Source organism: Gemmatimonadota bacterium (assembly GCA_016713785.1).
In the GTDB taxonomy this organism is placed as follows: Bacteria; Gemmatimonadota; Gemmatimonadetes; order Gemmatimonadales; family GWC2-71-9; genus JADJOM01.
Genome location: JADJOM010000003.1, coordinates 1,840,642 through 1,864,245 on the forward strand (window position 1 = coordinate 1,840,642; position 23,604 = coordinate 1,864,245).

General features: G+C 72.4%; 23 protein-coding genes. 18 read left to right on the top strand and 5 right to left on the bottom strand.

From position 1 onward, the window contains the following. Positions 1–20: 20 nt before the first annotated feature. Entirely contained in the window at positions 21–1,805 is a 1,785-nt protein-coding gene (locus IPJ95_16400; GenBank protein MBK7925178.1) for a stage II sporulation protein M, read from the top strand. A 94-nt stretch (positions 1,806–1,899) separates the two neighbouring features. On the opposite strand, the gene IPJ95_16405 is transcribed toward IPJ95_16400, so the two are convergent. Both IPJ95_16405 and IPJ95_16410 read right to left on the bottom strand, forming a co-directional pair. Beyond that, entirely contained in the window at positions 1,900–2,085 is a 186-nt protein-coding gene (locus IPJ95_16405; protein ID MBK7925179.1) for a hypothetical protein, read from the bottom strand. Between the two features lie 96 nt (positions 2,086–2,181). Further along, positions 2,182–3,312: a site-2 protease family protein gene (locus IPJ95_16410; GenBank protein MBK7925180.1), complete on the bottom strand. Its 1,131-nt coding sequence runs from the start codon at positions 3,310–3,312 to the stop codon at positions 2,182–2,184. A gap of 241 nt (positions 3,313–3,553) precedes the next feature. On the opposite strand from IPJ95_16410, the gene rho reads away from it, so the two are divergent. The 3 genes from rho to mltG all read left to right on the top strand — a co-directional run bounded on the left by rho (position 3,554) and on the right by mltG (position 6,335). Further along, positions 3,554–4,801, top strand: coding sequence for a transcription termination factor Rho (gene rho, locus IPJ95_16415; GenBank protein ID MBK7925181.1), 1,248 nt, complete (start codon positions 3,554–3,556; stop codon positions 4,799–4,801). Positions 4,802–4,848: 47 nt separating this feature from the next. Beyond that, positions 4,849–5,292, top strand: coding sequence for a Holliday junction resolvase RuvX (gene ruvX / locus IPJ95_16420; protein MBK7925182.1), 444 nt, complete (start codon positions 4,849–4,851; stop codon positions 5,290–5,292). 89 nt (positions 5,293–5,381) lie between these two features. Then, entirely contained in the window at positions 5,382–6,335 is a 954-nt protein-coding gene (mltG, locus tag IPJ95_16425; protein MBK7925183.1) for an endolytic transglycosylase MltG, read from the top strand. On the opposite strand, the gene thiE is transcribed toward mltG, so the two are convergent. After that, positions 6,332–6,973, bottom strand: coding sequence for a thiamine phosphate synthase (gene thiE / locus IPJ95_16430; protein MBK7925184.1), 642 nt, complete (start codon positions 6,971–6,973; stop codon positions 6,332–6,334). The two genes, mltG and thiE, sit on opposite strands and share 4 nt — an antisense overlap. Here thiE and aroH point away from each other — a divergent pair. The 4 genes from aroH to IPJ95_16450 all read left to right on the top strand — a co-directional run bounded on the left by aroH (position 6,972) and on the right by IPJ95_16450 (position 10,528). After that, the gene (aroH, locus tag IPJ95_16435; GenBank protein MBK7925185.1) at positions 6,972–7,364 is read left to right on the top strand and encodes a chorismate mutase; all 393 of its coding nucleotides are present in this window, start codon (positions 6,972–6,974) and stop codon (positions 7,362–7,364) included. The two genes, thiE and aroH, sit on opposite strands and share 2 nt — an antisense overlap. A 60-nt stretch (positions 7,365–7,424) precedes the next feature. Continuing rightward, on the top strand, positions 7,425–8,585 hold the full coding sequence (locus IPJ95_16440) for a class I SAM-dependent rRNA methyltransferase (GenBank protein MBK7925186.1): 1,161 nt from the start codon (positions 7,425–7,427) through the stop codon (positions 8,583–8,585). 114 nt (positions 8,586–8,699) lie between these two features. Continuing rightward, positions 8,700–9,569, top strand: a complete 870-nt coding sequence (locus IPJ95_16445) for a hypothetical protein (protein ID MBK7925187.1) — start codon at positions 8,700–8,702, stop codon at positions 9,567–9,569. Positions 9,570–9,607: 38 nt separating this feature from the next. Then, positions 9,608–10,528, top strand: a complete 921-nt coding sequence (locus IPJ95_16450) for a LysR family transcriptional regulator (GenBank protein MBK7925188.1) — start codon at positions 9,608–9,610, stop codon at positions 10,526–10,528. On the opposite strand, the gene fdhD is transcribed toward IPJ95_16450, so the two are convergent. Continuing rightward, on the bottom strand, positions 10,525–11,358 hold the full coding sequence (gene fdhD / locus IPJ95_16455) for a formate dehydrogenase accessory sulfurtransferase FdhD (protein MBK7925189.1): 834 nt from the start codon (positions 11,356–11,358) through the stop codon (positions 10,525–10,527). The two genes, IPJ95_16450 and fdhD, sit on opposite strands and share 4 nt — an antisense overlap. 178 nt (positions 11,359–11,536) lie before the next feature. Here fdhD and mobB point away from each other — a divergent pair, with 178 nt between their 5' ends. From mobB to IPJ95_16485, 6 genes are all read left to right on the top strand, one after another. Next, entirely contained in the window at positions 11,537–12,169 is a 633-nt protein-coding gene (mobB, locus tag IPJ95_16460; GenBank protein MBK7925190.1) for a molybdopterin-guanine dinucleotide biosynthesis protein B, read from the top strand. Continuing rightward, positions 12,159–12,647: a formate dehydrogenase subunit gamma gene (locus IPJ95_16465; GenBank protein ID MBK7925191.1), complete on the top strand. Its 489-nt coding sequence runs from the start codon at positions 12,159–12,161 to the stop codon at positions 12,645–12,647. Before mobB ends, IPJ95_16465 begins: the two co-directional genes overlap by 11 nt. Next, positions 12,644–14,203 carry an NADH-quinone oxidoreductase subunit NuoF gene (locus tag IPJ95_16470; GenBank protein ID MBK7925192.1) on the top strand — a complete coding sequence of 520 codons (1,560 nt, stop codon included), beginning with the start codon at positions 12,644–12,646 and terminating at the stop codon, positions 14,201–14,203. The genes IPJ95_16465 and IPJ95_16470 overlap by 4 nt, the downstream gene beginning before the upstream one ends. Positions 14,204–14,231: 28 nt before the next feature. Then, entirely contained in the window at positions 14,232–17,084 is a 2,853-nt protein-coding gene (gene fdhF / locus IPJ95_16475) for a formate dehydrogenase subunit alpha (protein ID MBK7925193.1), read from the top strand. After that, positions 17,081–17,335, top strand: a complete 255-nt coding sequence (locus tag IPJ95_16480; protein ID MBK7925194.1) for a formate dehydrogenase subunit delta — start codon at positions 17,081–17,083, stop codon at positions 17,333–17,335. The genes fdhF and IPJ95_16480 overlap by 4 nt, the downstream gene beginning before the upstream one ends. A 157-nt stretch (positions 17,336–17,492) precedes the next feature. Continuing rightward, positions 17,493–19,280, top strand: coding sequence for a UbiD family decarboxylase (locus tag IPJ95_16485; GenBank protein ID MBK7925195.1), 1,788 nt, complete (start codon positions 17,493–17,495; stop codon positions 19,278–19,280). Between the two features lie 78 nt (positions 19,281–19,358). Here IPJ95_16485 and IPJ95_16490 read toward each other — a convergent pair whose 3' ends face one another. Then, entirely contained in the window at positions 19,359–19,883 is a 525-nt protein-coding gene (locus tag IPJ95_16490; GenBank protein ID MBK7925196.1) for a hypothetical protein, read from the bottom strand. A gap of 142 nt (positions 19,884–20,025) precedes the next feature. On the opposite strand from IPJ95_16490, the gene IPJ95_16495 reads away from it, so the two are divergent. Genes IPJ95_16495 through IPJ95_16510 form a run of 4 tightly spaced genes read left to right on the top strand, consistent with a single transcriptional unit; the run spans position 20,026 to position 23,581 of the window. Continuing rightward, positions 20,026–20,901 carry a UbiA family prenyltransferase gene (locus tag IPJ95_16495; protein MBK7925197.1) on the top strand — a complete coding sequence of 292 codons (876 nt, stop codon included), beginning with the start codon at positions 20,026–20,028 and terminating at the stop codon, positions 20,899–20,901. Beyond that, positions 20,898–21,857 (top strand): squalene/phytoene synthase family protein, encoded by a 960-nt coding sequence (locus tag IPJ95_16500; GenBank protein ID MBK7925198.1) that lies wholly within the window; start codon positions 20,898–20,900, stop codon positions 21,855–21,857. The genes IPJ95_16495 and IPJ95_16500 overlap by 4 nt, the downstream gene beginning before the upstream one ends. 45 nt (positions 21,858–21,902) lie before the next feature. Beyond that, on the top strand, positions 21,903–22,688 hold the full coding sequence (locus tag IPJ95_16505) for an SDR family oxidoreductase (protein MBK7925199.1): 786 nt from the start codon (positions 21,903–21,905) through the stop codon (positions 22,686–22,688). Further along, the gene (locus IPJ95_16510) at positions 22,688–23,581 is read left to right on the top strand and encodes an alpha/beta hydrolase (GenBank protein ID MBK7925200.1); all 894 of its coding nucleotides are present in this window, start codon (positions 22,688–22,690) and stop codon (positions 23,579–23,581) included. Before IPJ95_16505 ends, IPJ95_16510 begins: the two co-directional genes overlap by 1 nt. Positions 23,582–23,604: the final 23 nt, after the last annotated feature.

Below are 23,604 nucleotides of genomic sequence, written 5' to 3' on the forward strand. Positions count from 1 at the left end.
GCGTAGATTGCCGCATTCCCATGACCACCACGCCCGACTTCCGGCAGCACCTCGAGGTCGAAACCCCCGAGCACGTGCTGCTCGACTACGAGATCGCGGGCCTCGGCTCCCGCGCGCTCGCGGCGCTCGTGGACACCGGCATCCTCGGGCTCTGGGGCATCCTGCTCGGCGTGGCGTTCTCCCTGCTCGCCACCGGGCTCGGCGAGTGGGCCGTGGCCCTCTTCACGCTCGTGGGCTTCGCGTCCGTGTGGGGGTACTTCACCTTCTTCGAGGGCCTGCGGCACGGCCAGACCCCCGGCAAGCGGCGACTGGGCATCCGGGTGGTGCGCGACAGCGGCCACGCCCTCACCTTCGGGGCCGCCGCGGTCCGCAATCTGCTCCGCGTCGCCGATTTCCTCCCGCCGCCCTACCTGATCGGCGCCATCGCCGTGGCGGTGCATCCGCGCGGCAAACGGCTCGGCGACCTCGTCGCCGGCACCGTGGTGGTCCGCGACCGCCCCGTCGAACACGCCGCCGCCGCCCCCGCCCTCGATCCCGCCGCGGCCGACCTCCTGGGCGTGCCCGAACTCGACGACGAGGAGTTCCGGCTGCTCCGCGAATACGTGGAGCGGGCGGCGAGCCTCCCCGCCCCGGTCCGGGACCGGCTGGCCGCCCGCCTGGTGGAGCGCTTCGGTCCCCGCTACCCGGTCCGCGCCGCCGACCCCGGGCTTTTCCTTGCGACCCTGCACCAGGAGGAGCAGGCGCGCCGGCGTGGCCGCTTCGGCGCCCGGCAGGCCGCGCCCGCCGGCGACCGCCGTACCCCCGGCGCGGGGGCGGCCGAGCGCCTGGTGGCGCGGCAGGCGCCCCGGTGGGACGCCTTCCAGGCGCTGGCCGAGCGGGCCGCCACCCAGGGCCTCGACAGCTTCACGGGGGCCGAACTGCCGGAGTTCGCCGCGCGCTATCGCGAGGTGGCCGCCGACCTGGCCCGCGCCCGTACCTACGGCGCCCCCGCCACCACCCGGGCCCGGCTCGAACGCCTGGTGGCCGCGGGCCACAACGTGCTCTACCGCGACGAGCGCCACACCGGAGGGCGCATCTGGCGCTTCCTCATGGAGGAGTGCCCTGCCGGTATCCTCGAGGCCCGCCGGGCGGTGCTGCTCGCCTTCCTGGTGTTCACGCTGCCCGGGCTCGCCGGCTACGCGCTGCTCCGGGAGGACCCGCCGCTCGCGGAACAGGTCCTGCCCGAGGTGATGCTGGAGCGCGCAGAGGCCGGTGTCACGCGGGAGCGGGAGGGCCGGGGGTACTTCGAGGCGGAGGCGGAGGACCGGCCGCTGATGGCGTCGTCGATCATGACCAACAACATCGGGGTGGCGTTCTACTGCTTTGCCGGCGGCATCTTCGCGGGCGTGGGCTCGCTGGTGCTGCTGGCGTTCAACGGGCTCTCGATGGGCACCATCTCAGGGCACTTCGCGAACGTGGGCCTGCTGGACTATCTGTGGACCTTCGTGATCGGGCATGGCGTGCTGGAGCTGTTCGCCATCTGGGTGGCCGGCGCGGCGGGCTTCCTGCTCGGGCGCGCCCTGATCGCGCCGGGGTCGTTCAGCCGCGCGGAGGCGCTGGTGCACGCGGGCCGCCTGGCCCTCCGGATGGTCGGGGCCGCCGTGCTGCTGCTGGTGATCGCGGGGCTGATCGAGGGCTTCGTCTCCGCCAGCACCCAGAGCCTCGCCTACCGGCTCAGCGTCAGCTCGGCGAGCCTGGTCTTCCTGCTGGCCTACCTGTACAACGGCTGGACGGCGCTCCGCCGCGCGGCGCCCGGCCCGGCCTGAGTTCCCCCCCCGAAGCGACCGAGGGATCCCCCCGGGGAGCGTCCCCGGCAGGATCCCTCGCGCGGTGTCCGAGCGGCGGCAGGCCGCCGGCCGCTCAGCCTTCCCGCAGGATGCCCCGCATCCGCACCGCCAGCGCCTCGATCTCCCGCAGGCTGGTCAGGGTCTCGGGGTCGAGACGGGTCTCATTGAGCAGCAGGAGCTGGGTCTCCGCCAGGAGCGCGGAGAGTGGATTCGACAGGTCGTGCCGCAGCTTGTGGAAGCGGTCGCTTTCGGACGTCACGTGCGTACACCTGGCGTGGGGGGAGACCGGCCGGGCCGGCTGCGGGAATATAAGGACGGATTCCGGTCCGTAAACCCGCCCGGCGCCGTGGCCACGTCAGGAACCGAAGGGCACCGGCATGAAGGTGAGGACGAAAACGAGCACGCACACCAGCCCGAGCACCCGCCGGCTGGTCGGGACCGAGCGCTCGGGGCACATCACGGAGGGGTGGGTCCACCGGAGCCCCCCCACGGCGAGCGTGATCGCCACCCAGAGGAGCCACGGGGTCCAGAACTGCGCCAGGTAGATGAGGCCCATCAGCACCGCCAGCCCGAGCGGCGTCTGCCGCCGCCCGAGCAGGCCGAAGGCCACATGACCGCCATCGAGCTGTGACAGGGGCAGCAGGTTGAGCCCGGTGATCAGCGCGCCGGCCCAGCCGGCGAAGGCGGCGGCGCTCAGGTGCACCGAGACCGCGCCGGGCAGGAAGTAGTCGCGGAACGCCCGGGTGAGGAGGGAGTCCCCGAGCACGTACTGGTAACCGGCGAACTCGATGAAGGAGCCCGTGGGCGCGAAGGCCGGCGTCACCGAGGCGGAACTGGCGTAGCCCCAGGCCAGCACCCCGAGCACCACCACGAAGCCGGCGAGGGGGCCGGCCGCGCCCACGTCGAGCAGCTGGCGGCGGTCCACGACCGGCGAGCGGAGCCGCAGGAACGCGCCGAGGCTGCCGATGGGGGAAAGCGAGGGCGGGATGGGCAGGAAGTAGGGCGGGGAGGCATCGATCCCGTAGCGGCGGGCCACGAAGTAGTGCCCCAGCTCGTGCACCAGCAGGATGCCGAGGAGCGGGACGGCGAAGCGCCAGCCACTCAGGATGGTGGCCTCGCCCAGCTGCAGGAACTGGGGGAAGAAGCTCCCCCCGGCGCGGAGGGCGCTCAGCAGGTCGTGGCCGATGAGGGGGTGGTAGCTCCCCTCGAGGGCGGCGCCGGCGCCGAGGGCGCACACGATCGTGACGAGGAAGAGCAGCAGGTGGAGGGCCCACGCCTCCCGCCGCCGGGCAACCAGCGGCCGCACCAGCACCAGTTCGGAGCGGTCGGGGGTGGCCCAGTAGTGGACGTGGGGCCACGCGGCGAGCGCCGCCGCGAGTTCGGGCGAGGGTCCCCGATGGGCGGGCGCCACCAGTCCTTCCACGATCTCCCGCTGCCCGGCGCGGATCAGCCGCCAGGCGTCAAAACACCGAGTGATGGCGTCCACCGATTGCCCTTGACGCTGGTGGCGCCCCATCCTATTATGGGGCGCTCCCTGTAGATTCTGAGACCTTTCCTGACCGACCCAACCCAGCCACTGCGCGCCTCGGCCGGACCCTCCGGCCCGCTGTCACTTCTAGCCCCAATCCCAATTGCCCGCCCCTAAGGCTCGTCCGCCCGCTGATCGGCGGCCCACTCCCGAGCGGAGTCCGACCGAGCGCAATCCCACTGAGCGGAGTTCTGCGCCCATGGATATCGCCGAACTCAAGCAGAAATCCGTCGCCGAGCTGCATGCGCTGGCGGAACAGCTCAACATCACCAACTACTCGGGCCTCCGCAAGCAGGACCTGATCTTCCGCATCGAGCAGACGCTGCTCGACCAGGACACGGTCATCCGCGGCGAAGGGGTGCTGGAGATCCTGCCCGAGGGCTACGGCTTCCTGCGCAGCCAGGACTGGAACTACCTCTACGGCCCTGACGACATCTACGTCTCGCCCAGCCAGATCAAGCGCTTCGACCTGCGCACCGGCGACACCGTCATGGGGCAGGTCCGCCCCCCCAAGGAGGGCGAGCGGTACCTGGCGCTGCTCAAGGTCGAGAGCGTCAACTACGAGGAGCCGGAGAAGACCAAGCACCGGATCGCCTTCGACAACCTGCGGCCGCGCTATCCCGACCAGCGCATCCGCCTCGAGCGCGCCACCGGCGACCTCTCCATGCGCGTGGTCGACCTGCTCTCCCCCATCGGCAAGGGGCAGCGCGGCCTGATCGTGGCCCCGCCCAAGGCGGGCAAGACGATCCTCATGCAGAAGCTGGCCAACGCGATCAGCGAGAACCACCCGGAGTGCGTGCTGATCGTGCTGCTCATCGACGAGCGGCCGGAAGAAGTGACCGACATGCAGGAGAACGTGAAGGCCGAGGTCATCGCCTCGACCTTCGACGAGCCCGCCGACCGGCACGTGCAGGTGGCCGACATGGTCATCGAGAAGGCCAAGCGCCTGGTGGAGCACGGCCGCGACGTCGTGATCCTGCTCGACTCCATCACCCGCCTGGCCCGCGCCCACAACGTGGTGGTGCCCCACTCCGGCAAGATCCTCTCCGGCGGCGTGGACGCCAACGCGCTGCAGAAGCCCAAGCGCTTCTTCGGTGCCGCCCGGAACATCGAGGGCGGCGGCTCCCTCACCATCGTGGCCACGTCGCTGATCGACACCGGCAGCCGCATGGACGAGGTGATCTTCGAGGAGTTCAAGGGCACCGGCAACATGGAGCTGGTCCTCGACCGGCGCCTGGCCGACCGCCGCATCTACCCCGCCATCGACATCCAGCGGACCAGCACCCGCAAGGAAGAGCTCCTCATGGACAAGGACGAGCTCAACCGGGTGTACCTGCTGCGGAACTTCCTGGCCGACATGCCCCCCGTGGAGGCGCTGGAGTTCCTGCTGGAGCGGATGAAGCGCACCAAGACCAACAAGGAGTTCTTCGCGACGATGGCGCAATAGGCCCGCGCGCCCCGTGCGGGCCCCCGGCGCCATCGTCCCGCGAGCCCATGCCCATCCCGACCGCCGGCCGCGTCATCGCCATCGACTGGGGCGAGGTCCGCTTGGGCCTCGCCCTTTCTGATGAGACCCAGACCCTCGCCACGCCGCTCGAGACCCTGGTGCGCCGGCCGGGGAAGCGCTTCCCCATGCCCCGCTTCCTCGAGCTCGTCGCCGAGCACCAGCCGGTGGGGATCGTCGTGGGCCTGCCCCTCACCCTCGAGGGCCTGGAGGGTGACAACGCCCGGCTCACCCGCGAGCTCGCCGCCCAGGTGAGCGCCCGCACGGCGCTCCCCGCCATATTGGAGGACGAACGGCTCACCACGGCCCGCGCCCACCGCGAGATCCACGCGCAGGGTGGCTCGGCCCGGGGCCGCCGGGAGGACGTGGACGCCCTCGCCGCGGCGGTGCTGCTGCAGGGCTACCTGGACCGACGAAGGAACACGCGCGGATGAGCCATCGGTTAGGGAAGGGGGAAGCGGGAAGCGGGAAGGCGGGCCGGCCGCGGCGCGCCCCTCCCCCCTTCCCGCTTCCCCTTTCTCTGTTGCTGCTGACGCTGGCCTGCGCCCGCCCGGGCCCCGCCGGCCCGCCCGTCCGGGTCACGATCCCCCCGGGTTCTTCCTTCCGGGCTGTCACCGACACCGTGGTGGCGCGCGGGCTGGTGGGGTCGCGGCCCTGGTTCCGCGTCCTGGCCCGGGTGCGCGGCATCGACCGGAAGGTGCAGGCCGGCGTGTACGACCTCCCCGCCGGCGCCAGCGCGTGGCAGCTGCTCACCCAGCTGGAGCGGGGCCGCATCGCCACCATCCGGTTCACCGCCCCTGAGGGTCTCACCCTGCTCGAGCTCGGCGACCTGGTCGAGGCGCGGCTCGGCATCGCCGCCGACTCGGTGGCCGCCGCCGCCCGCGACTCGGCGCGGCTCCGCGCGCTTGGCGTGCCGGCCCCGAGCCTCGAGGGCTACCTCCTCCCCGAGACCTACACCCTGCCGCTCCCGGTCACGGCGGGGGCGCTGGTGGACGCGATGACCGCCGAGTTCACCCGGCGGTGGAACCCGGCGTGGACGGCGCGGCTCGATTCGCTGGGGCGGAGCCGGCACGAGCTGCTGGCGCTGGCGGCGATCGTGGAGGGCGAGGCGCGGCGGGATGACGAGCGGGCCACCATCGCGGGGGTCTACACCAACCGGCTCCGGATCGGGATGCCGCTCCAGGCCGACCCGACGGTGCAGTACGCCATCCAGCTCAAGACCGGCGCCCGCAAGCCGCGGCTGCTGTTCAAGGACCTCGAGATCGACTCGCCGTACAACACCTACCGGGTACGCGGCCTGCCGCCCGGGCCCGTGAACTCCCCGGGCCTCGCGAGCATCACCGCCGCGCTGTATCCGGCGGAGGTCCCCTGGCTGTACTTCGTGGCGGTGGGCGACGGCAGCCACCGCTTCAGTCGCACCCTGGTGGAGCACAACCGCGCCATCGGCGACGTCCGCCGCCCCCGCAGCGCCCGCTAGCCGGCGCCCGCCGCGCCGCCCTCACCGAACATCCGGGCGTAGGCCCGGGCCGCCGCCTCGACGTCGTCCGCGGCCAGGATCCCCGAGACCACCGCCACCCCCACGCCACCGGCCCCGAGGACGGCCGGCACGTCCTCGGGCCGGATCCCCCCGATCGCGACACACGGGATCCCCCCGGAGACCGCCACGATGGCGCGGAACCCCGCGGCGCCGATGGCGCCGCCGGCATCGGCCTTGGTGCCGGTGGCGTGCCACGGCCCCACGCCCCAGTAGTCGGCTCCCCGCGCCCCCTCCGCTTCGGCGAGGGTGCCGGCGGAGGCGCCGACGATCGCGGGCGGCGGGAGCAGCCGGCGGGCAAGCTCCACCGGCACGTCGTCGGGGCCGAGGTGCACGCCGGCGCCGGCCACAAAGGCCACGTCAGGGCGATCGTTGACCAGCACGGGCACGGGCACCGCGGCGCGCAGGGCGCGGGCTAGGTCCACCAGCTCCCGGGCACTTGCCTGCTTGAGGCGCAGCTGCACGGCGGTGACCCCACCCCGGACCGCCCGCCGGGCCAGGTCCACCAGGTCCCGGCCGGCCAGGAGGCGGTCGTCGGTGACCAGCATGAGCCGCAGCTGCTGCGCTAGATTAGACGCCATGAGTGAAGCCCACCCGATCCGGTTGCAGGGCATCCGCGGCGCCATCACCGTGGAAGCGAACGAGGCCCAGCAGATTCTCGAGGCCACCGACGAGCTCCTGCGCGAACTCATCCAGGCCAACAGCCTCCAGCCTGATGATATCGTGAGCGGCCTGTTCACGATGACCGCCGACCTCAACGCGGCCTTCCCTGCCCGCGCGGCGGAGGTCTACGGCTGGAATATCGTGGCCCTGCTTCATTCCACGGAGATCCCCGTGCCGGGGTCGCTGCCCCGCTGCATCCGCCTGCTGGTGCACGCCTATACCGCGCGCACCCGCGAGGAGATCCGGCACGTCTATCTCCGGGGCGCGGTCGCGCTTCGTCCGGACCGGGCGGATGGGGGACGGCGGTAGGAGGGCTGGGCGGTCCGGCGGCATCCGCCACCGAGCCACCGAGCCACCGAGCCACCGACCATGTCCGCTGCCACCGCCCGCGTCTCCGACAAGGGCGCCGCCCGCTGGGCCCAGGGCCATCCCTGGATCTACCGGAGCGACGTCCTCGCCGCCCCGGCCGAGCCGGGGATCACCGCCGTGCAGGACCGGCGCGGCAGGTTCCTGGGCACGGCGCTGGTCTCCCCCCGGTCCGAGATCCGGCTGCGGCTGCTGGAGCGGAGCGATCGCCCGGTGGATGGCGGGTGGTGGCGCGAGCAGCTGGCGCGCGCCGTGGCGCGGCGGGCGGGGATCGACGCCACCGCCTGGCGCGTGGTGCACGGCGAGGGGGACGGCCTCCCGTCCCTGGTGATCGACCGCTACGACCGCTGGGTGGTGGCCCAGCTCCTCTCCGCCGGCCTCGAGACCCAGCGCCCGCTGATCCTCGAGGCCATCCAGTCCATCCTCGCCCCCGAGGGGATCCTGCTCCGCAACGACGTCGGGGTGCGGCGCCACGAGGGCCTCCCGGAGGAGACCGAGCTGGTCGCGGGATCGGTCCCGGAGACCATCGAGGTCCGGGAAGGACCGGTCCGCTACCTCGCCGCCCCGTGGACCGGCCAGAAGACCGGCGCATTCCTCGACCAGCGCCCCAACCGGGTGCTCGCCGCCGCGCTCACCCGGCCGGGCGGCACCGCGCTCGACTGCTTCACGTATCATGGCAGCTTTGCCCTGCACCTCGCCACCCACGCCGCCCGGGTGACGGCCGTCGACGCGAGCGCCGCGGCGCTGGCGCGGGGGCGGGAGAACGCCGCGCTCAACGGGCGTGACAACATCGAGTGGGTGGAGGCCGACGCCTTCGAGCTGCTGCGGAGCTACGAGCGGGAGAAGCGCCGGTTCGACGTGGTGGTGGTGGACCCGCCGGCCTTCGCCAAGACCCGGGGCGCGCTGGCCCAGGCGGTGCGCGGTTACAAGGAGCTCAACCTCCGGGCCATGCGCCTGCTTGCCCCCGGCGGCACGCTGGTCAGCGCCAGCTGCTCGTTCCACCTGCGACGGGAGCACTTCTACGGGATGCTCGAGGACGCCGCCCGGGACAGCGGGCGCCAGCTGGCACTGACCCACCAGCTCGGGCAGGGGGCCGATCACCCCGAGATCGTGACCATCCCGGAGACCGGATATCTCAAGGGCGCGGCCCTCCGCGCCTGCTGAGGCCCGGGGCCGGAACCTCAGGCAGGATTGACACTTGGACCCCGCCCCGACGACTTTGTAGCAGTCGCCCAGAGCACTTCCCCCCAGGCGCCGGAACGGGCAGAACGAACCTCCATGCTGACAGCCCTCCAGCTCCAGCAGCAGCGGCGCCGGCGCGCCCTCCCGTCGCTCAAGCAGCAGTACCACGAGTACATCCTGCAGCGCATCGAGGGCTACAAGAACAGCCTCTCGCGCCGCGAGCTGCTCGAGCTCGGGGATGCCGCCGCCGGGGAGATGGCCGCCGCGGACGGCGCCCAGTTCCTGCTCACCGAGGTGCTGCTCACCGACTGGGTGGACCGGCTGATCTACCGCCGGCTCCGGCTGCAGCCGTACAACCGCTGGGCCCGCCACTTCCGGCAGCTGCGCGAGGCGCAGCGGGAGCCGACCCACTGGGGCGTCGATCCCGGCTGCCCGGTGAAGGCCATCCTTCCCCGGCTCGAGCCCGGCGACACCGCGCTCATCATCGGCAACGATGCCGCGCCGCTCGCCTTTCTGCTCGCCGCGTTCGATGTCGAGGTGGTCTTCAGCGGCAGCGACATGACCTTCGTGGACCAGGTCGAGTCACGGGTCGCGGAGGAGGCGCTCGGCTACTACTGCAGCACCTACGTGGCCCCGACCGGCCAGATCCCGCACTTCATGCCGGAACGGATCCAGGTCGTGGCCATCGACACCGCCACCCTCGAGGCGGAACCCTCCGGCCGCCGCCGCGTGGTGCTGGAGCGGCTGATGGCGCGCACCGCGCCCTGCGGGGTGCACCTGATCCTGCCCAGCGAGCACGCCCTCAAGCCGGAGGCGCTGCTGTCCCACTACGGCGAGTGGGTGCGGGAGGACGCGCCCTCGGAGAAGCGACGGGCCGCGCGGTCCGCCGGGCTGCTCCTCAGCAAGCCGCCCGAGGTGACCGACCCGCCCGCCGCGGCCCACCAGTCGCGGGGCGTATCGGCCTGAGGCGCCGCGCGCCCACCGATACTCCCCCACCCCGCCGCATGCTCCTCCGCAACCTCCGGTACCTGGCCGCGCTGGCGCGCGAGGGACACTTTGCCCGCGCGGCGCGCGCCTGCGACGTGACCCAGCCGACGCTCTCCGCCGGCATCAAGCAGCTGGAGGAGGAGCTGGGCCTGTTGCTGGTGCGCCGGGGACAACGGTTCGAGGGGCTCACCGCCGAGGGCGAGCGGATGCTCGGCTGGGCCCGGCGCATCCTGGCTGACACGGAGAGCCTGGAGCAGGAGGCGAGCGAGCTGCGGGAGGGGCTGGTGGGGCGGCTGCGGATCGGGGCGATCCCGGTGACCCTGCCGATGCTGGCGCTGCTCACCGGGCCGTTCAGCCGCAGCCACCCCGGGGTGAGCGTCACGATCCTCTCGCTCACCAGCATCGACATCCAGCGCGGGCTCGACGACTTCAGCCTCGACGCCGGGGTGACCTACCTCGACAACGAGCCGCTCACCCACGTGCGGACCATCCCGCTCTACCGGGAACGGTTCCTGTGCTTCACCCCGTCCGGCGGGCCGCTCGCCGACCGGTCCCGGGTCTCGTGGCAGGAGGCGGCCTCGCAGCCGCTCTGCCTGCTCACCCCGGACATGCAGAACCGGCGCATCCTCGACGCGCAGTTTGCCGAGGCCGGCACCGAGCCGCGGGCCATGGTGGAGACCAACTCGGTGCTCACCCTGTGGGCCCACGTCCGCTCCGGGGCCTGGTGCACCGTGCTGCCGCACCCGTTCCTGTACCTGTTCGGGGAACCACCCGGGACCCGGGCCATCCCGCTGGAGCCGGGGGAGCACGACCATACCATCGGGCTGGTGGTACCCGACCGCGACCCGCTCACGCCCTCCGCCCGGGAGCTGCTGCGGATCGCGGAAAAGCTCGACGTGGCCCGGGCGCTCGAGGCCGGCGGCCCGGCGCCCGGCTAGGCCGGCGCCCGCAACCGCTCGGGGTGGGTGTAGGCGGTCAGTCGTTCCCCGCGGGCAAAGCCCACCAGCGTGAGGCCGGCCTGCTGGGCCACCCGGAGCGCGAGGCCGGTGGGGCCGGAGATCGCCGCCAGCAGTGGCGCCCCGAGCACGGTGGCCTTCTGGACCATCTCGAAGCTCGCCCGGCTGGTCACCACCACGAAGCCCTCGGGCCGGGTGGCACCGCGGGCGAGGGCGCCCACCAGCTTGTCGAGGGCGTTGTGGCGGCCCACGTCCTCGCGCACCAGGCAGAGGCCACCGTCGAGGGCGGCCCAGGCGGCGGCGTGCACCGCCCCCGTCCGGGCATTGAGCGGCTGCCGGGCTTCAAGCTGCTCCAGCGCCTGCCGGATGGCCGTGGTGCTGATGGCCGGACCGGCCGCCACCGGGTGCAGCTGCTTGAGCACCCCTTCGACGGTCGCGGAGCCGCAGATGCCGCAGCCGGTCCGCCCGGTGAGGGAGCGGGTGCGCCGGGCAATCGCCGCGGCGCAGGCCTCGCTGACGCTGACCTGGACCTCGATGCCGAGGGCGTAGCGGTCCACCCGCAGGCCCCGGATGTCCGCGGGCGCCGGCACCAGCTCCTCCGTCAGGCTGAAACCGACGGCGAAGTCCTCGAGGTCTTCGGGGGTGGCCATCATCACCGCGTGAGGAACCCCGTTGTACACCAGGGCCACGGGGACCTCCTCCGCCACCACCTCGTCGGAGGGGACCACCCCGGCCGGACCGTAGACCAGCGCCGCCTGCGCCAGGGTGGCCCCGGCGTAGCCCAGGCGCCGCAGCCCCAGGGGATGCTCCATCTGCTCGAGTTCGTTGGCCATGGTGTCTCCGGGGAAGGCGGAGCGGTGGACCGGCGGAATATAGGGCGCCGCCATCCGGGCGCCGATTGCCCCCGTCAATGGGCCGATTGGGTGTGTCGATTTGCCACTTTCCGGCTGAACGTCAAGTTTTATTGAAGGCGGCCGAGCCTCCTCAGAAATGGGGGCGCACCGGCCTGCGCGCCGAGCCCCTGACCGTTGTTCGGGAGGTCCGTTGACCAACGAAGTTCCGCTCCGACCCGACCCGCTGCCGCTCCCCGCCGTGGGGTTCGTCGGCAGCAGCGGCAGCGGCAAGACCACGCTCATCACCGCGGTCCTGCCGTGCCTCCGCGAGGCTGGCCTCCGGGTGGCGGTGCTCAAGCATGCCCGGCACGGCTTCGACATGGACCAGCCGGGGAAGGACAGCTACCGGGCCCGCGCGGCGGGCGCCGCGGAGGTGCTGGTGGCCTCCCGGTCGCGCTGGGTGCTGCTGGGCGAATGCGAAGGCGAGCGGGACGAGCCGCCGTTCCGCGAGCTGCTGGCGCGGTTCGACCGGTCCCGGGTGGACCTGGTGCTGGTGGAGGGCTTCGCCGGAGAGGCCGTTCCCAAGATCGAGGTCTACCGCCCCGCCCATGGCGAGCCGCCCAAGTGCTGGCCCACCGACCCACGGGTGGTGGCGGTGGCCACCGACGCCCCGCTCGACGTCGCGCCGCCGGCGCACCGCCTCGACCTCAACGCCGCCGACGCCGTCGCGCGGTTCGTGCTTGCTCACCTGGCCGCCACGGCCGACCTTCCCGTGATCCATGCCGCCTGAGACCACCACCGACGCCCCCTGGGCCGCCGCCGTCCAGCAGTCGCTGGACGCCCACAAGGACCGGCCGGGTGCCCTCCTGCCCATCCTGCACGAGATCCAGCACCACCTCGGCTACGTCCCCCCCGAGTCGGTGCCGGTGATCGCCGACGCGCTCAACCTCTCGCGGGCCGAGGTGCACGGCGTGGTGACGTTCTACCACGACTTCCGCGACCACCCGGCGGGCCGGCACGTGATCAAGGTCTGCCTGGCGGAGTCGTGCCAGGCGGTCGGTTGCGAGCACCTGGCCGCGCACGCGCGGCAGCGCCTGGGCATCGAGCTGCACGGCACCACCGCCGACGGCGCGGTGACGCTGGAGCCGGTCTACTGCCTCGGCAACTGCGCCCTCTCCCCGGCCCTCCTGGTCGACGGCGAGGTGGTGGGCCGCGTGACGCCGGCCCGGTTCGACGCCATCGTGGCCGGACTCCGGAGGCCCTCGTGACCCGGGTCTTCGTGCCCCGCGACTCCGGTGCCCTGTCGATGGGCGCCGAGGCGGTGGCCCGCGCCATCGCCACCGAGGCCGCGGTCCGCAACCAGGCGGTGACCCTCGTCCGCAACGGCTCCCGCGGGCTGTACTGGCTGGAGCCGATGGTCGAGGTCGAGACGGCGGCGGGCCGGGTGGCCTACGGCCCGGTGACCCCGGCCGAGGTGCCGGGGCTGTTCCAGGCCGGTTTCCTCACCGGCGGCGCGCACCCGCTGGCCCACGGCCCCACCGAGCAGATCCCCTACCTGGCCCGGCAGGAGCGGCTCACCACCGCACGGGTGGGCATCACCGACCCGGTGTCCATCGCCGACTACGAACGGCACGGCGGCTTCCGCGGGCTGCGGAACGCCCTGACGCTGGCGCCCGCCGCCATCGTGGAACAGGTGACCCAGAGCGGCCTGCGGGGCCGCGGCGGCGCGGCCTTCCCCACCGGCATCAAGTGGAAGACGGTCCTCGGCACCACCGCCGACCAGAAGTACATCGTCTGCAACGCCGACGAGGGCGACTCCGGCACCTTCTCCGACCGCATGATCATGGAGGGAGACCCGCTGGTGCTGGTCGAGGGGATGACCATCGCCGGCCTCGCCGTGGGCGCCACCCGGGGCTACATCTACCTCCGCAGCGAGTATCCGCACGCGGCCACGGCCCTCAACGAGGCCATCGGCCACGCCCGCCAGGGGGGCTATCTCGGCGCCAGCGTCCTCGGCAGCGGGCGGGCCTTCGACCTCGAGGTCCGCATCGGGGCCGGGGCCTACATCTGCGGCGAGGAGACCGCGCTGCTGGAGAGCCTGGAGGGGCGCCGCGGCATGGTGCGCTACAAGCCCCCGCTGCCGGCCATCGAGGGGCTCTTCGGCCAGCCGACGGTCATCAACAACGTCATCTCGCTCGCCTCGGTGCCGATCATCCTCGACCGGGGCGCCGACTATTACCGCGACTACGGCATGGGCCGCTCGCGGGGCACGCTCCCGGTGCAGCTGGCCGGGAACCTCCGGTTCGGCGGCCTGGTGGAGAAGGCCTTCGGCGTCACCGTGCGGGAGTTGCTGTACGACTTCGGCGGCGGCTCGCTCAGCGGCCGGCCCATCCGGGCGGTGCAGATCGGCGGCCCCCTCGGCGCCTACCTGCCCGAGTCGCAGTTCGACACGCCGCTCGACTACGAGGCCTTCATCGCCCTCAACGCGATGGTGGGCCACGGCGGCATCGTCGCGTTCGACGACACCGTGGACATGGCGCGCCAGGCCCGCTGGGCCATGGAGTTCTGCGCCATCGAATCGTGCGGCAAGTGCACCCCCTGCCGCATCGGCTCCACCCGGGGGGTGGAGGTGCTCGACCGCATCATTGCCGGCGACGACCGGGAGGCCGGCCTGGCCCTGGTCCGCGACCTGTGCGACACCATGCTCGCCGGATCGCTCTGCGCCCTCGGGGGGATGACCCCGTATCCGGTGCTGAGCGCCCTGAACCACTTCCCGGAAGACTTCGGCCTCCCCGCCGCCCCCGCGGCGGCGGCCGCCCGCTGACCCTGCATTCGCCTGACGGAGACGAATGATGACCGCTGTCCACGAGATCGACTACGGCACCCCGGCCGCCGAGAGCGCCACGATGGTGAGCCTTACCATCGACGGCATCCCGGTCACGGTGCCCGCCGGCACCTCCCTGATGCGGGCGGCGGCAGAGGCCGGCATCGCGGTGCCCAAGCTGTGCGCCACCGACAGCCTCAAGGCCTTCGGCTCCTGCCGCCTCTGCCTGGTGCAGATCGACGGGCGCCGGGGCTTCCCGGCCTCGTGCACCACGCCGGCCGAGCCGGGCATGCGGGTGGTGACCCAGAACGACCGGCTGGCGCAGCTCCGGCGCGGGGTGATGGAGCTCTACATCTCCGACCACCCGCTCGACTGCCTCACCTGCGCCGCCAATGGCGACTGCGAGCTGCAGGACATGGCGGGCGCGGTGGGCCTGCGCGAGGTGCGCTACGGGTATGAGGGGGCCAACCACCTGCGGGCCGAGAAGGATACGTCGAATCCGTACTTCACCTTCGACGCGAGCAAGTGCATCGTCTGCTCCCGCTGCGTGCGCGCCTGCGAGGAGGTCCAGGGGACCTTCGCGCTGACCATCGACGGCCGCGGCTTCGACTCCAAGGTCTCCCCGGGCCAGATGGAATCGTTCATGGACTCCGAGTGCGTGTCGTGCGGCGCCTGCGTGCAGGCCTGCCCCACCGCCACCCTCATGGAGACCAGCGTCATCGAGGCGGGCACCCCGCAGCGCGAGGTGGTGACGACCTGCGCCTACTGCGGGGTGGGCTGCGCCTTCGCGGCGGAGCTGCGGGGGACCGAGGTGGTCCGCATGACCCCGCACAAGGACGGCAAGGCCAACCACGGTCACTCCTGCGTGAAGGGCCGGTTCGCCTGGGGCTACGCCACCCACGCCGACCGGATCACCAAGCCGATGATCCGCCGGAAGATCACGGACCCATGGCGCGAGGTCTCCTGGGAAGAGGCCATCAGCTACGCCGCCGCGGAGTTCCACCGGCTGCAGGCCGCCTACGGCCGCGACGCCGTGGGCGCCATCAGCTCCTCGCGCTGCACCAACGAGGAGACGTACCTGATGCAGAAGCTGGTGCGCGCGGCCTTCCACAACAACAACATCGACACCTGCGCCCGGGTGTGCCATTCCCCCACCGGCTACGGGCTCAAGCAGACCCTTGGCGAGTCCGCGGGCACCCAGGACTTCGACTCGATCCGCAAGACCGACGTCATCTTCGTGATCGGCGCCAACCCGACGGACGGGCACCCGGTCTTCGGCTCGGCCATGAAGCGGCGCATCCGTGAGGGGGCGAGGCTCATCGTCGCCGACCCCCGCGCCATCGACCTGGTGCGCACCCCGCACGTCGAGGCGCAATACCACCTGAAGCTCCGGCCCGGCACCAACGTGGCGCTGGTCAACGCCCTGGCCCACGTGATCGTGACCGAAGGCCTGGCGGATGACGCCTTCGCCGAGGCCCGCTGCGACGTGGCCAGTTACCGGCAGTGGAAGGCGTTCGTGGCCCGGGCCGATCACTCCCCCGAGGCCCTCGAGGCCGTCACCGGCGTCCCGGCCGCGGAGGTGCGCGGCGCGGCGCGGCTGTACGCCACCGGCGGCAACGGCGCCATCTACTACGGGCTCGGCGTCACCGAGCACAGCCAGGGCTCGACCACGGTCATGGGGATCGCCAACCTGGCCATGGTCACCGGCAACATCGGGCGCGAGGGGGTCGGCGTGAACCCGCTCCGCGGCCAGAACAACGTGCAGGGCTCCTGCGACATGGGGTCCTTCCCCCACGAGCTGCCCGGCTACCGCCACGTGCTTGACGACGGCACCCGCCACCTCTTCGAGCAGAGCTGGGGCGTGACCCTGGAGCCGGAGCCGGGGCTCCGGATCCCCAACATGTTCGACGCCGCCATCGACGGAAGCTTCAAGGGGCTCTACCTCGAGGGCGAGGACATCGCCCAGTCGGACCCGAACACGCAGCACGTGACCGCGGCGCTCGAGGCCATGGAGTGCATCGTGGTCCAGGACCTGTTCCTCAACGAGACCGCGAAGTTCGCCCACGTCTTCCTCCCCGGCTCCTCGTTCCTCGAGAAGAACGGGACCTTCACCAACGCCGAGCGCCGCATCTCGCGGGTCCGGAAGGTGATGCCGCCGCTCGCCGGCAAGGAGGACTGGGAGATCACCGTGGACCTGGCCAACGCCCTCGGCTACCCGATGCGCTACGGCCACCCCTCCGAGATCATGGACGAGATTGCCCGGCTGACCCCGACCTTCACCGGGGTGAGCTACGCGCGGCTCGAGGAACTCGGCAGCATCCAGTGGCCCTGCAACGCCGACCACCCGGAGGGCACCCCGGTGATGCACGAGACGGCCTTCGTGCGCGGCAAGGGGCGCTTCATGATCACCGAGTACGTGGCCACCGAGGAGCGGGTGAACGGCCGCTACCCGCTGATCCTGACCACCGGCCGGATCCTCTCGCAGTACAACGTGGGCGCCCAGACCCGGCGCACCCCGAACGTCCAGTGGCATGAAGAAGACCGCCTCGAGATCCACCCCCACGACGCCGAGGAGCGGGGCATCACGGAAGGCGCCTGGGTCGGGATCGTGAGCCGCGCCGGGGAGACCACCCTGCGGGCCCGCATCACGGAGCGGGTGCAGCCGGGGGTGGTGTACACCACGTTCCACCACCCGGAATCGGGCGCCAACGTGATCACCACCGAGAACTCGGACTGGGCCACCAACTGCCCCGAGTACAAGGTCACCGCGGTGCAGGTGCTGCCGGTCTTCGGCACCTCCGAGTGGCAGAACCGCTTCCGCAAGTTCACCGAGGAGCAGCTGGCCCTCCTGCAGCAGGCCAGCCCCGGTGCCCGGCCATGAACACCGAGCACCTGATCCAGATGGCCAACCAGATCGCCCAGTACCACGAGGCCTTCCCCGAGCATGCCGAGGCCATCGAGGGGATCTACACCCACCTGCGGCGGTTCTGGGAGCCGCGGATGCGGACGGCCATCTACGCGTACCTCGATCAGCACCATGGCGAGGGCCTCCACCCGCTGGTGCTGGAGACCCTCCGCACCCGCGCCACGGACCTCCGGCCCAGGCCGAAGCCCACGCCCGCCAGCACCTGAGGTAGCCCCGACACGACGCGGCGCCGCGCCCCGTCCGGGGCGCGGCGCCGCATCGTGTCGCAAGGAATGTTCACGTGACGCGGGCCGGCGCGACGGGCCGTTGCCGAATCCCCCGGCGTGATTAGCCTACGGGGTCGATTTTCTCCGAGCCTCCCCGATGCCCGCGCCCCTGCCCGCGTTTCCCGACCTCCGGTCCTTCCTCGCCGCCCTCGAGCGACAGGGCGACCTGCGCCGCGTGGCCGCGCCGGTCGACCTGCACCTGGAGGTCTCCGAGCTGGTCCAGCGGGTGATCCGCGAGGACGGGCCGGCGCTGGTCTTCGAGCGCCCCGGCGCGTCCCGCTTCCCGCTGGTGATGAACCTCTTCGGCGCGGAGCGGCGGGTGCAGCTGGCGCTGGGCCGCGACCCCGCCGAGATCGGGGAGGAGCTCGTGGCCGCCATCCAGCGGCTCAACCCGCCGTCGCTCGCCTCCCTCTGGGCCTCGCGCGGGTTCCTGGCCCGCGGGCGCTTCGTCCGGCCCCGGGTGGTCTCCCGCGCCCCGGTGCAGGCGGTGGTCGAGCCGCCGGACCTGCACGCCTTTCCGCACATCACCAGCTGGCCCCGCGACGGCGGCCCCTTCGTCACCTGGGGTCCCACGCTGACGGCCGACCCGCTCACCGGCCGGCGCAACTTCGGGCTGTACCGGCTGCAGGTCTTCAACGCAGCCGAGACCGGCATGCACTGGCAGAGCCTCAAGGGTGGCCGGTCACACCACTACGAGGCCGAGAAGCTCGATCGTCGCCTGCCCACCGCGGTGGTGCTCGGCGGCGATCCGCTCACCATGATGGCCTCGATCCTCCCCCTCCCCGAGGACTTCGACGAGCTCGCCTTCGCCGGCTTCTTCCGCGGCGCCCGCACCGAGGTGGTCCGCACCATCGCCGGCGACCTCCTGGTTCCCGCCACCGCCGAGATCATCCTCGAGGGCTACGTGGCGCCGCACGAGCGCCGCATGGAGGGCCCCTTCGGTGATCACTACGGGCACTACTCCGAGGCGGCCGAGTTCCCGGTGTTCCACGTGGAGCGCGTCACCCGCCGGCGGGACGCGATGTACCCCGCCACCGTGGTGGGCAAGCCGCCGCAGGAGGACAAGTACCTCGGCAACGCGGTGGGCGAGATGACCAGCCCGCTCATCCGCCTGTTCAACCCGAACGTCACCGATCTCTACGCCTACGACTCGGCGAGCTTCCACAACCTGATCGGCGTCTCGCTCAAGGAACGGCACCCCAAGGAGGTGCTCAAGACGGCGCTCGCCCTCCTCGGTACGGGGCAGCTGGCGCTGACCAAGGTGGCGGTGATGGTGCGGGAGGACGTCCCGGTGCGGAACTTCAGCGCCCTGCTGCGGGAGCTGTGGTACCGCTTCGAGCCCCGGGAGCGGATGCTGCTGCTGCCGATCGGCGCCCTCGACACGCTGGACTACACCTCGTACGTGATGCACGTGGGCAGCAAGGTGGTCCTCGACGCCACCGGCGAGGCGGTGACCGACCGCCCCCCGCCGACCTCGCTCCCCGACCCCGCCACCGCGGACCGCCGGGTGGTGTCCCATCGGCTGCTCGACGGCGGCTTCCTGGTGGTCACGGTGGACCGCGACCCGCGCGCCGTGCTCGAGACACTGCTCCGCTGGCCCGGCCTCGGCGAGGTGAAGTTCGTCGCGGCGGTCAGTCGCGATGTGGACCTGCAGGACGAGATGAGCCTGCTCTGGGGGATCTTCAACCGGTTCGACCCGGTGCTCGACATGATCTTCGCGCGGCAGGAGTTCGTGGGGGCCCGGCCGGTCTACACCGGCCCCATCGCGATCGACGCCACGTGGAAGGAGGGCTACCCCCTCCCCGTGACCATGCCCGAGGAGATCATCCGGAAGGTGGACCAGCGCTGGGCCGAGTACTTCGGCCCGGGCGGGCTCCGGCGGTAGCGGCCGGCCCGTGGGCGGGCAATGAGAAAGGGGAAGCCGGCCAGGCTTCCCCCAATCCCCTTCCCTCCCCGCCGGCGACTAGACGTGCGCGGCGAGAATCGCGTCCGGATCGTAGTTCACCAGGTGGCCGCCGCCGAACATCCGGTCGAGCGCCTTCCAGAAGCAGGCAAGCCAGATGGCCGACGCCGCCTCGGTGCCGAGCACCAGCTCGTCGTTCAGGAACTTGGTCCAGCTGGCCTCTTTCCAGGTCACGAACTTGGCGATCGCCGCCTCGCCGGCCACGCCGGGCTGCGGCCGCGCCTGCGGCATCGGGTTGAAGCGGGCCTTGAGCAGGATGTTGACGCCGGGGCCGGCGCAGATGGCGTGCGCGTAGATGTTGTACTTCTGCCGCTGGTCGAACAGCGTGACCATGGCCACCACGGTGCCCTCGATCACCTCCGTGGCGCTGGTCGCGAAGACCACCCGGACCAGGTCGTCCTCGAGGTGCTTGAACAGGCGGGGCTCCTCGGTCAGCTGATAACCGCCGCGCTCCAGGTAGCGGGCTTCGCCCTGAAACGCGTCACTTTCGCGCACCAGTCGGACGATCGTCTCACGATCCATCATGTCTGCTCCTCGGTGAGTACGGCTTCATGATAGTTTTCCCGCGACCGGCGCAAGATAGCCCATGCCCAATGAAGCAAACATGAGGGGACCTGACAGAGCGGGGCCTCCTGGTGGCACGGTCGTCGCCAATCCGGACGGTCAGGTGCTGCGGGGCGGATCCGTGCTGGTCCGCTATCTCAACCTGGTCAAGTTCCCGCACACCCTCTTCGCCCTGCCCTTTGCCCTCCTCGGCGCCGTCGCCGCCGCCCGGCAGGCCCCGGTCCCGTTTCGGACACTGGCGCTTGCCATCGCGGCCTTCACCGCCGCGCGGTGGGTCGCGCTCGGGTTCAACATGATCGCGGACCTGCCATTCGACCGCCGGAACCCCCGCAACCAGGCCCGCGAACTCCCCCGGGGCGCCCTGACGGTGGGGCAGGCGTGGGCCTCGGTGCTGGTGGCGGCGGCCGTGTTCTTCCTGGCCGCCGGGAGCATCAATCCCCTCTGCGCCAGGCTCTCACCCGTGGCCCTGCTGTGGGTGATGGGCTACAGCCTGGCCAAGCGGTTCACCAGCTGGCCCCACCTCTGGCTCGGCCTCTCGCTCGCGATCGCCCCGGTGGGCGGCTGGCTCGCGGTGACCGGCGCCTGGTCGCAGCCCTGGTGGACACTCGCCGCGGTGACTCTGGCCGTGACCACCTGGGTGGCCGGCTTCGACATCTTCTACTCGCTGCCCGACGAGAGCTTCGACCGGGCCCAGGGGCTGCGGAGCCTGGTCGCGCGGTACGGCGTGGCGCGCAGTCTCGGCATCGCCCGGGTGCTGCATGCCCTGACCATCCCCGCCCTCGCTGCCTTCGGGGTCGGGGCCGGGCTCGGCGCGTGGTACTTCGCCGGGGTCGCAGTCGCCGCCGGGATCCTGCTCTACGAGCATTCGCTCATCCGGGCCGATGACCTGCGCCGCCTCGACGCGGCGTTCTTCACCATGAACGCGGTCATGTCCTCCACGGTCTTCGCGTTCGCCCTGCTCGACCGCCTGGTCGGATGAACGGTCCCGCCTGGCCCGGGTACGCCCGGTGGGCAGACACCGTGGCGGCGGCCCGGGAGGAGTTCGACCGGACCGCCCGGGCCTTCGGCCTGATTCCGGGACTCATTCCCCCGGTGGACCGCGAGGACGTGGCCCTGCTCTACTGCTTCTGCCGCCACCTCGACGACGCGGTGGATGAGGCGCCGAGCCCAGGCGCCGCCCGCGCGGCGCTCGATGCGATCGAGGCCGAGTCTGTCGGGCGCGCCGAGCCCCGGCCGCTGATCGCCGCCTTCCGTGCCGGGGCCGCCCGGAGCGGGCTCCCGCTCGGGTGCACCCGGTACCTGCTCGACGGCATGCGCAGCGACCTGGGCCTGGTCCGTATCCCCGATGACACCGCCTTCCTCCGCTATTGCTACCAGGTGAGCGCCGCCGTGGGGCAGATGCTCGCCCCGCTGCTCGGGATCCGGGACCCGGTGGCGCTGACACGGGCGGTCGACCTGGGCATCGGGCTGCAGGTCAGCAACATCCTGCTGGGTGTCCGGGCCGATGCGGCACGTGATCGCGTCTACCTGCCCGCCACCCGGCTGGCCCGGCACGGCCTGACGCCGGACGACGTGCTCGCCGGCATCAACCATGACCGCCTCCGCCCCATGCTCCTGGACCTCGCACGGCTGGGGGAGGCGTACTACGCCAGCGCCGAGCTGGCCGCGTGGCGGACCCCGCTTCGCTACCGCCACGGGATCCTGCTGCTGGGGCGCGTCTACGGCGGGATGGGGCGGGCCGCCGCCCGCCGCGCAGACGCCCCATCCACCCCTGACAGGGTGGGCGCGGGGATGCGCGTGTGGCGGCTCATCGAGCTGGCCGCGATTGCCCTCGACCCGCGCATCCTCGGACTGACCGAGGAACCGCCCCACGATCCCGCCCTCCACACGGCCATCGCCGGCTGGCCGGGGGCGAACCCCGCCGCGGGGCGCTGACCGAGGCACTTTCCATTCCCCTCGGGGCGGGGCCATGTTTCCCCCATGGACCTTGGCATTCGTGATCGCGTCGCGCTCGTCTGCGGCGGCTCGTCGGGCCTCGGCCTGGCCATCGCGCGCGGGCTGCTGGCGGAGGGCGTGCGCGTGGCCCTCAACGGCCGCAACCCCGCCCGCCTCGAGCAGGCCCTCACCTCCCTCAATGCGGGCGACCGTGCCGTCGCCTTCCCCGCCGACGTGTCCCGCCCCCCGGAGGCCGCCACCCTGGTGACGGAGGTCCACGCCCGCCTCGGCGGCCCCGACATCCTCCTCTGCAATGCCGGGGGCCCGCCCGCCGGGCCGTTCGAGGCCCACGACGCCGAGGCCTGGCAGCAGGCGCTCGACGTGTCGCTGCTGAGCGTCGTGCACCTGGCGCGGGCCGCTGTGCCGCACATGCGGGCATCGGGCTGGGGCCGCATCCTCTGCCTGACTTCCGTCGCGGCCCGGCAACCGGCGTCCGCGCTGATCCTGTCCACCACGGCACGGGCCGGCGTCCTCGGGTTCGCCAAGTCGCTCTCTGATGAGGTGGCGGCCCAGGGGATCACCGTCAACGTGCTCTGCCCCGGCTACTTCGGCACCGATCGACTCACCAGCCTCGCGGCGGCGCGCGGCGGCCCGCAGGGTCGGGGCGCCGCGGAGGTCCTGGCGGAGATGGGGGCGTCGGTGCCCATTCGCCGGATCGGCACCCCCGAGGAGCTCGCGGCCGCCGCCCTCTTCCTGGCCTCGGAGCCCGCCCGCTACATCACCGGGGCGGTGCTCAGCGTGGACGGCGGCCTCACCCGCTCCATTCTCTGATGCGCGCCGCCTGGGCCGCGCTGGCGCTCCTGGCCGCTCCCGCCGCCGTACGGGCCCAGGCGGACACCCCGCCGCTGCAGGCGGTGCTTGCCAACGGCTACCGCTTTGCCTTTGCCGACCGGGGGAGCGGGCCGCCGCTGCTACTGGTGCATGGAGCGCTCACCGACCTCCGCTTCTGGACCGCACAGCTGGACGGACTCGCCGGCGGCGCGCGCGTCCTCGCCCTGAGCCGCCGGGCGCACTACCCGAATCCCTGGCGCCCCGAGGATCCCCCCGCGGGCTTCACCACCACCGCCGCCGACCTGGCCGCCATCATCCGGGCCCTGCGCCTGGAGCGGCCCGTCGTGATGGTCCATTCGTGGGCCGCCCCCGCGGCGCTGGAACTCGCGCGCCGGTTTCCCGGGCTGGTGGGTGGACTGGTGCTGGTGAATCCGGTGGTGGACTCCCTGATTCCCGATCCCGCCCGCCGGGCCGCGGTGGCGGCGGCCCGGCGACAGGCCTACGACGAGGCGCTGCAGGTCTTCGATGCCCGGGCGCCCGGACCGGCGGTGAACCGGCTGCTTGCGGCCTGGTTCGGGCCCGGGATCACGCTGGAGGCCCTGCCGGGTGACACCCGGGAGCGCCTGCTGGCCAACGCGCAGACGCTCCCCACGGCGGCCGCCCCGCAGCCAGCCATCAGCTGCGCGGAACTGCAGTCGATCGACCTTCCCGTGCTGCTGCTGGGCAGCGCGGATGGACCGCCGGAGGAGCGGGGGACGCTCGCGACGCTGGCGCGTTGCCTCCCGCGGGCGCAGCTCCACAGTATTCCGCTCGGCGGGCGCACCCTGCCCCGCTCCCAGCCCGACTCGGTCAATGCGGCGGTGCGGGATTTCATGCAACCCGGCGCACCGTAGCCCCGGGCGCCGTGCAGCCGTTA